9 protein-coding genes and 1 riboswitch are annotated in these 8532 nt (G+C 40.4%); all 9 genes read right to left on the bottom strand.

Going from position 1 to position 8532, the window contains the following annotated elements; translation table 11 throughout:
* Positions 1-148 precede the first annotated feature (148 nt).
* The 9 genes from QM818_RS06580 to QM818_RS06540 all read right to left on the bottom strand — a co-directional run bounded on the left by QM818_RS06580 (position 149) and on the right by QM818_RS06540 (position 8482).
* Positions 149-877, bottom strand: a complete 729-nt coding sequence (locus tag QM818_RS06580; protein ID WP_261048713.1) for an ABC transporter ATP-binding protein — start codon at positions 875-877, stop codon at positions 149-151.
* Positions 877-1884, bottom strand: a complete 1008-nt coding sequence (locus QM818_RS06575) for an ABC transporter substrate-binding protein (RefSeq protein ID WP_049501969.1) — start codon at positions 1882-1884, stop codon at positions 877-879. The genes QM818_RS06580 and QM818_RS06575 overlap by 1 nt, the downstream gene beginning before the upstream one ends.
* Positions 1885-1923: 39 nt before the next feature.
* Positions 1924-2682: an ABC transporter permease gene (locus QM818_RS06570; RefSeq protein ID WP_410011786.1), complete on the bottom strand. Its 759-nt coding sequence runs from the start codon at positions 2680-2682 to the stop codon at positions 1924-1926.
* Positions 2645-2935: a thiamine-binding protein gene (locus QM818_RS06565; protein ID WP_410011785.1), complete on the bottom strand. Its 291-nt coding sequence runs from the start codon at positions 2933-2935 to the stop codon at positions 2645-2647. Before QM818_RS06565 ends, QM818_RS06570 begins: the two co-directional genes overlap by 38 nt.
* Before the next feature lie 68 nt (positions 2936-3003).
* Positions 3004-3106: riboswitch (TPP riboswitch) on the bottom strand.
* 81 nt (positions 3107-3187) lie between these two features.
* The gene (gene cbpD / locus QM818_RS06560; protein ID WP_020902625.1) at positions 3188-4306 is read right to left on the bottom strand and encodes a choline binding-anchored murein hydrolase CbpD; all 1119 of its coding nucleotides are present in this window, start codon (positions 4304-4306) and stop codon (positions 3188-3190) included.
* An 89-nt stretch (positions 4307-4395) separates the two neighbouring features.
* Positions 4396-4662 (bottom strand): Veg family protein, encoded by a 267-nt coding sequence (locus QM818_RS06555; RefSeq protein ID WP_001278169.1) that lies wholly within the window; start codon positions 4660-4662, stop codon positions 4396-4398.
* A 1-nt stretch (position 4663) separates the two neighbouring features.
* Positions 4664-6016 carry a replicative DNA helicase gene (dnaB, locus tag QM818_RS06550; RefSeq protein WP_004263550.1) on the bottom strand — a complete coding sequence of 451 codons (1353 nt, stop codon included), beginning with the start codon at positions 6014-6016 and terminating at the stop codon, positions 4664-4666.
* A 43-nt stretch (positions 6017-6059) separates the two neighbouring features.
* Positions 6060-6512: a 50S ribosomal protein L9 gene (rplI, locus tag QM818_RS06545; RefSeq protein ID WP_000864214.1), complete on the bottom strand. Its 453-nt coding sequence runs from the start codon at positions 6510-6512 to the stop codon at positions 6060-6062.
* Complete coding sequence (locus tag QM818_RS06540; protein ID WP_414300056.1) at positions 6509-8482, bottom strand: GGDEF domain-containing protein; 1974 nt, start codon at positions 8480-8482, stop codon at positions 6509-6511. The genes rplI and QM818_RS06540 overlap by 4 nt, the downstream gene beginning before the upstream one ends.
* Positions 8483-8532 lie beyond the last annotated feature (50 nt).

The following is an 8532-nucleotide window of genomic DNA, read 5'->3' as shown; positions in this document are numbered from 1 at the left end:
ATGAAATCAAGCATTAGTAAAACCAGTGGAACTTACCCTGACACGGATTTCCACTGGTTTTTAGGATTTTTATCAGACTAACTTCCACTTCTACTAGCGGTGGAACTTAGTTTGCGAATTTACCAATCTTCACCAACTCCCTATTTTTCTACTTATCTAAGCCTAATTCTGCCAAGATTTGACGTTTGTAGGCAATCTTTTGGACTTCCTTGTCCTCGTCTTCAGACCAATCTAGTTTAATTTCTGAAACAATCTGCCCAGGGCGATTTTTCAAGATATAGATGCGGTCGCTGAGACTGAGAGCCTCCTCGATACTATGCGTGATGATCAGGGTCGTTAGCTGCAACTGCTTGTGAATCTCAAGGTACCAAGCGTGGAGTTCCATCTTGGTCATCTCATCCAAGGCGCTAAAGGCCTCATCCAAGAGAAAGAGCTTGTGCCCAAAAAGATAGGTACGAAGCAAGGCCACACGCTGACGCATCCCCCCACTGAGTTCATGAGGGTATTTATCTCTTACAGCTGTCAACTGGAAGGTCGCAAGAATTTCATCTGCGCGAGCAATAGCTTCTGCCTTATCCACCTTTTGAATCAAGAGGGGCAGAATGATATTACCAAGCACCGTCTTGTGCTCCAAGAGCAGATCCTTTTGCAACATATAACTCACGCGCCCCTTGGGATTTTCTTCACCATCAAGGACAATTCTCCCTGACTGAACTTCTAAAATCCCAGCGATGAGATTAAAGAGGGTGGTCTTCCCTACACCACTTGGGCCCAGAATGGAAACCACTTCACCTGAAGTCACCTGCAGGTTAATGTCCTCTAAAATCCTATCTTGACCATAGGCATAACTGACGTGTTCTAGTCTAATTTCTGTCATTATTTCACAAATTCGTTGGTGAAGCCTTTGTCTGTCAAATCTTCTTTGAGGATACCATTTTCTTTGTCCCATTTGTAGAAGGCATTCCAGCGAGCTGCGTCAAATTGACCCCATTTTTCCTTGTCGCTTGCGTATTCTTTTGACAAGTATTTTTGAGATTCGATGACAAAGTCACGTTTTTCCTTTAGTTCAGGTGCATTTTTGATGAGGATATCAGCTGCTTCCTCTGGATGCTCCATAGCATATTGGTAGCCTTTTTTGATGGCTTGGATAACTTTGCGAGCTTCTTCTTTGTTGTCTTTGAGGTAGTCGTTGTTGGCGATGATAACTGGTGAGTAGTAGTCAAATTCTTTAACGTAGTCTTTCAAGTACATAAAGTTAGCATCTACACCTTGAGATTTTGCAAGAATTCCATCCCATCCATAGTAGATCCAAGCAGTGTCAAAGACACCATTAGCGATTGGTGTGATAGAGTTTGAGTCATTATTTGGTACTTTTTCTACCTTCTCAAAGTCTCCACCTTGTGATTCTACCAAGGTTTTCAACATAGCAAGTTCCGTTGGGTCATTCCATGTCCCGTATTTCTTACCAACCAAGTCTTTTGGACTAGCTACATTGTCAGATTTACGAGAGATGATTCCTGATGTATTGTGCTCTACGATAGCTGCGACGGCAGTAATTCCTGCTCCTTTTTCCAATTTTTTAGCCATGTAGTCTTGGAAATACACTGCAAATGGTGCCTTTCCGTTGATAACCAAGTCAGAAGAACTTTCTTCTGGTGGCAATTTCAAATCAACATCCACTCCAGCTTCCTTGAAGTAGCCTTTTTCCTTAGCCACATAAAGCCCTGTGTGGTTGGTATTTGGTGTCCAGTCTAGGATAAAGTCGATTTTCTTGAGTTCTGCCTCTTTGTTGTCCTTAGAAGCAGTTCCTTGACCACAGGCCACAAGCACAACAGCTACAAGAGCTGTCACAAGCGTTAAAAACACTTTCCATGTTTTCTTCATTTCAATTTCCTCTTTTCTTTTCCAGAAACATCCTTTTTCTTATGAACGTTTCCATTTAATAACATATTTTTCACTAATATCGACTAATTTCATACCGAGAAGACTGATAATCGATACCAGAATAATAATAGCAAACATGGTATCATACTGAAACAGTTTCTTGGACTGAATCATATAAACACCAAGACCCTCAAAGCCTCCCAACCACTCAGATACCACTGTTGTGATAAATGCGTAGGAGACACTGACCCTCAGACCTGCATAAAAATAAGGCAGACTGACTGGAATTTTAAAATGCCAAAGAATTTGCCAAGGTTTGGCCCGCATCAGACTAAACAAGGTCAACATATCCTTGTCACAATGCCTAAAACCGTCCAAAATGCTGACGATGATAGGAAAGGTTGTCGTCAGGATAATTAAGACAATCTTGGGCAAAATCCCATAACCTAGCCACAAGACCAGAATAGGGGCTATGGCAATAGTCGGAATGGTCTGAACAACCACCATCATAGGGTAAATCAGGTCATTAAGCCAAGTCAAACTGTCCATAAGCACAGCCATGAGACAGGCAATCAATACTCCCAGAACCAGCCCCAGTAAAGCCACTCTCAAGGTGGCCCAGCTATGGTGCCAGAGAAATTCTCTATCCCGAACAAAGGCCTGGAGAATTTCAAGAGGGGTCGGCAGGATAAACTTGGGGAGAAGTTTAAGAAAACCTGCTAACTGCCAGATTGACAAGACTCCGAGAAAGCCCATTAGACTAATATGTCGTCTCAGTATACTTTTCAAGTTTCTCATCAATACTTAAAATCTCTCCTACATTTATTTTGACATTGGCAAAAACATTATCTGCCTCCTGACCTGCCACTTTCAGCGCTTCTTTTAGAATGCGCATGAGCTCATCAAACTCCCCTTCCAAGACTGTTTCAAATGGTGTCACTACCATGGTCACTTCTTGAGTTTGCAGATAAGCAATGACCTGATCGATAACAGCAATCCGATCAATCCCCTGTGATAAGGGTAAAACTTGCAAGGCAATGCTTGCTTTCATAACAACCTCCTCTTCTCGTTTTCCTTTGACAAAAAGAAAAACCTTTACCATATATGGAAAAGGTCAAGAATAGACTAAGTATCGTTCCCTACGCTGGCATTACCCAGATCAGGTGCGGTCGAAGTTTAACACTTCCTCTCAGACTGTACACAGACTCCCATATATTATATGGACATATGATAGCGCAAAACAAAAAAAATGTCAAGGAAACTGCTTACAGAAAAGAGTAGGAAATTTTCCTACTCCCATTTTCTATACTCGTTCTCCATCACTATTTACTCTGTAGCCATCCACTGTCGTATTGACAGCTAAGGCGCCTGAAGAGTAAGAATAATACCACTTACCAGAGACTTGATACCACCCCGTTTTCATTGCCCCTGAACTATCTAAATAATACCACAGACCATTTTCCTTTAACCAGCCTGTCTGCATTTCACCAGATGATTTCAAATAATACCAACTAGATCCATCTTTCAGCCAGCCTGTTGATTTAGATCCATTTGATTTAAAATGATACCAACTACCATTTATTTTCTTCCAACCGACAGTTGAACTGTTATTGGATCCATAGTTAGAGCTATTTCCTGATTGATTCTGATAATTCTGTGAAGAGGTTACTCCCTCTAGCTGGATATAGCGACGACTTCCGTTATAAGCCGTATAACTCAACCACTTGTACCCATCTTTTTCGAGAATTTGATCATAATGAACATTCTCCCCAGGATAATAGTAATCAATTGCAGTTGCGCCAGCTAGAGGCTGATTTTTGATAGCAGCCTTAGTCTTAAAATAATGTGTTCCTCCTGTTGAAACTGAGGATTGACTATTCCCAACACTGCCACCAGCTAAATCTTTAAAATGAATAAAGCCAGTCATAGTATTCGCCTTCACGACGCGCTTATTGTAAGATTCCCTTATTCCATAATTGTATTCTTCAATCTCAATCTCATCTCCTATTACATTTGACACCCAAGCAACATGACCATAAGTTCCTGCAGTCGACCAAGCAATGGAGCCAATCGCTGGTCTATTATCGACACGATAGCCTTCACGACGAGCACGATAGCCCCATTCATTCGCATTCCCATAAGCCGCCGGAATCTCAAAACCATTGACATTACTCAAACGAAAGGCTGCAAAAGAAGTACACTGACGAGAATACATGCGCCACTTATCAATCTCCTGGCTCCCATTTTTATAATGAGCAGGATAATCATCCCCACGCGCAATCGATCCATTTCCTCCGGAATAGGCATATACACTATTACCCGCTGCTAACATCAATCCTACTACTAAAAAGGGAACAACCTTTTTAGCTGATTTTCTAAAAGAAAATCTTGTCTCTGCTACTTTAAATGGTGAAATTTTCATTCTTCCTCCTTGAAAAATAATATAAATCGAAGATTACCTTCACTTAAACTATTCGGAGAAAAAAAGAAAAAGTGAGAAAATTTCTCACTTTAGTCAAGATAATGAATCAAATTCTTTTCTGTAAGGATATCTGAGTAAGTAAAGGATTCAACGTAAACATTAGCTTGTTTATCTCCTTCAACGTTCCCAAATTCAACGATAAATAGGGATGGATAAACCTCAATTAGCTTACCCAATCTATTTTTTTGGCGCTTACGACCATTCTCCAAAGTCATTTCTACGACTTGTCCCTCATGTGCCTTGATTTCTTCTTTTATTTTTTTCATCTTGGCTACATCTGTAAATGCATCTGACATCTTATGCCTCCCTCTTTGAGATACTTGAAAATTTATTGTATTCTTTTTGGAAAATTAATTCCACCGTTCCACGAGCTCCACTACGGTTTTTCTCTATAATAACTTCTACCTTATTGTTTGGTATGCCTTCCTCTTCTTCACCACCACGCTCATAGTAGTCGTCGCGATAAAGAAAGGCTACGATATCAGCGTCCTGCTCAATAGAACCAGATTCACGAATATCAGACAAGACCGGTCTCTTATCCTGGCGTTGTTCTACACCACGAGAAAGCTGACTTAGAGCGATTACTGGAACCTTCAGTTCCTTAGCTAAAATTTTCAACTGACGTGAAATTTCTGAAACCTCTTGTTGACGATTTTCCCGACCAGTTCCCGTGATAAGCTGCAAATAGTCTATTAAAATCAAACCAAGATTTCCAGTTTCTTGAGCCAGTTTACGAGAACGAGAACGAATCTCTGTAATCCGAATCCCTGGCGTATCATCGATATAGATACTTGCATTAGCTAGGTTCCCTTGAGCAATGGTATATTTTTGCCACTCCTCATCAGTCAATTGACCCGTACGGATAGAATGCGATTCCACCAAGCCTTCTGCCGCCAACATACGGTCCACTAGACTTTCCGCACCCATTTCGAGCGAAAAGATAGCAACCGTTTTGTCTAACTTGGTTCCAATATTTTGCGCAATATTCAAAGCAAAGGCTGTCTTACCAACCGCCGGACGGGCTGCTAGGATAATCAACTCCTCCTCATGAAGTCCAGTCGTCATATGATCCAAGTCACGATAGCCTGTCGCAATACCTGTAATATCGGTCGTTTGTTGCGAGCGAGCTTCCAGATTTCCAAAGTTGATATTCAACACATCTCGAATGTTCTTAAATCCACTTCGATTAGCATTTTCGCTGACATCAATTAGTCCTTTTTCTGCCTGAGCAATGATTTCATCAGCTGGTTGCGAAGCCTCGTAAGCTTGATTGACAGACTCTGTCAACTTGGAGATTAATCGACGTAGCATGGCCTTCTCTGCAACAATCTTAGCATAATACTCCGCATTAGCAGAAGTTGGCACAGAATTGACAATCTCAACCAAGTAAGACAGGCCACCAATATTCTGTAAATCACCTTGATTATCAAGAATGGTACGAACCGTTGTTGCATCTATAGCATCGCCACGATCGGATAAATCGACCATAGCTTGGAAAATCAAACGATGGGCATACTTAAAAAAGTCCCGAGACTCAATATATTCTCGCACAAAAACAAGCTTACTCTCGTCAATAAAGATAGCCCCTAAAACGGATTGCTCAGCTAAGATATCTTGAGGTTGTACTCGTAACTCTTCTACTTCTGCCATCAGACTTCCCTTCCTTTTACAATCTTGTCAAGAAAGTGTAAATTTACCCTTCTTTCACACGAAGATTGATTACACTTGTAATATCTTGATAGATTTTCACTGGTACATCAATCAAACCAACAGCTCGAATCGGAGCTTGTACTTGAATATGACGTTTATCAATCTTAATTCCAAATTGCTTTTGCAATTCTTCTGCAATTTTCTTATTGGTAATAGAACCAAAAGTACGGCCATCTGGACCAACTTTTTCAACAAATTCTACAACCGTTTCTTCTGCTTCTAGTTGGGCTTTAATTGCTTTTGCTTCTGCAATCATCTCAGCATGAGCTTTTTCTTCAGATTTTTGTTTACCACGAAGTTCACCTACAGCTTGAGCAGTTGCTTCTTTTGCTAAATTCTTTTTGATAAGAAAGTTTTGTGCATAACCTGTTGGTACTTCCTTAATTTCACCTTTTTTACCTTTTCCTTTAACATCTGCTAAAAAGATTACTTTCATTCTTCTTTCTCCTTTTCCTTTATTTCATTTAATACAATTTCTGTCAGTTTTTTACCTGCTTCTGACAAGGTTGAATCCTTAATTTGAGCTGCTGCCAAATTAAAGTGGCCTCCACCTCCCAGCTCTTCCATGATCCGTTGTACATTCAGTTTACTACGACTGCGAGCTGAGATAGAGATAAATCCTTGTGTATTCTTCGCAAGAACAAAACTCGCTTCAATGCCCGACATAGCTAACATGGCATCTGCTGCCTTACTAATAACAACTGTATCATAGCATTTCGAGTCCTTAGCCTCTGCTATCAGTACATCTGAACCTAATTTACGTCCCTGTAAAATCAGTTCATTGACCTCACGATATTCTTCAAAATCCGTCGCAGCGATTTCCTGGATAGCAATACTATCGCTTCCGCGCGTTCTGAGATAGCTAGCAACATCAAATGTCCGACTAGTCACTCGTGAGGTGAAATTTTTAGTATCCAACATCATACCAGCCATTAAAACACTTGCTTGCATACGACTCAAACGATTTTTCTTAGAATTCTGGAACTGAATCAATTCCGTTACCAACTCACTGGCACTGCTTGCACCACTTTCGATATAAGTGATAACTGCATTGTCTGGGAAATCCTGATCCCTTCGATGGTGGTCAATAACAATAGTTTGGGTAAACAAATCATAAAAATCTTTTGATAAAGTTAAAGCTGTCTTTGAATGGTCTACAAGAATCAACAAAGAACGATTGGTCACCATCCCCATTGCATCCTTAACAGACAACAACTTCGTAACTCCTTCTTTTTCTAAGAATGCAACAGCTCGTTCAATATCTGGTGACATTTGATTTTCATCATAAAGAGCATAACTATTTTCTGTTACATTACTAGCAAATAACTTCATACCTACAGCAGAACCCAAAGCATCCATATCAAGGTTTTTATGACCAACTACAAAAACCTGATCTACACTTCTAATTTTATCTGAAATAGCCGTCATCATAGCGCGCGTACGTGTTCGTGTACGCTTGATTGACGCAGCAGACCCACCACCAAAATAAACTGGATTTTTCGTTTCGTCGTTCTCCTTGACAACCACCTGGTCTCCACCACGCACTTCAGCCAAGTTCAAGTTGAGTAATGCAACTTTACCTATCTCATCATGATTTCCATCACCATAAGAAAAGCCCATACTTAAGGTCAAAGGCAACTGTCTCTGTTTTGACTCTTCTCTGAAAGCATCGATAACAGAAAATTTATCATTCATCAATCCCTCAAGTACCGTGTAGTCCGTAAAGAGATAGAAACGGTCCATACTCACTCGACGGGAGAACATGGCATGCTTCCCAGCAAATTCTGAAACAAAATTGGCTACAAAACTATTGATATGACTGATATCAGACTCCGATGTTTCATCTTCTAAATCATCATAGTTGTCAACGGAAACGATCCCAATCACAGGTCGACTCGTTACTAACTCAACAGTCGCTTCGTATTCTCCAGACACATCAAAGAAGTAAAGAACTCCAGACACCTTGTCCATATGAACCGAATAGCGGGTCTCACCCAAGGTGGCATAAGAACCTGGATTCCCCACAGAAGCCTTGATAATTGTTTGAATTAATGCCACATCAATTTCGCCCACTTCATTAGTCAAAATCAATTCAGCATAAGGATTAAACCATTCAACTTCACCTGACGACAAGTCTAATTTAATAACTCCGACAGGCATCTGTTCTAACAAGGTTGTCAAACTTTCTTCAGCTTGGTGGTTTACATACTGGATTTGTTCTACTTCACTCCTTGAGTAGTAGTCTCTCTGATGGATGAATAGTAAAATATATGAACCCAAAATAAGTAGCAAAAGAAATAGCGTTACCAGTGTATTCGTTACAAAAACAAGTTGCACAGATAGCACTCCGAACGCCACTATTCCTAATATTAAGGGGAAAATAGGACTTACATAAAATTTTTTCATTCCAAACCTCTTGGCACCCATTATACCATAATAACCACCAAAAAGCGACT

It is taken from the genome of Streptococcus mitis (assembly GCF_047464035.1).
Classification (GTDB): Bacteria; Bacillota; Bacilli; order Lactobacillales; family Streptococcaceae; genus Streptococcus; species Streptococcus mitis_DX.
Note: the sequence above shows the minus strand (reverse complement) of the source record. Positions and strands in the feature narration are given on the sequence as shown.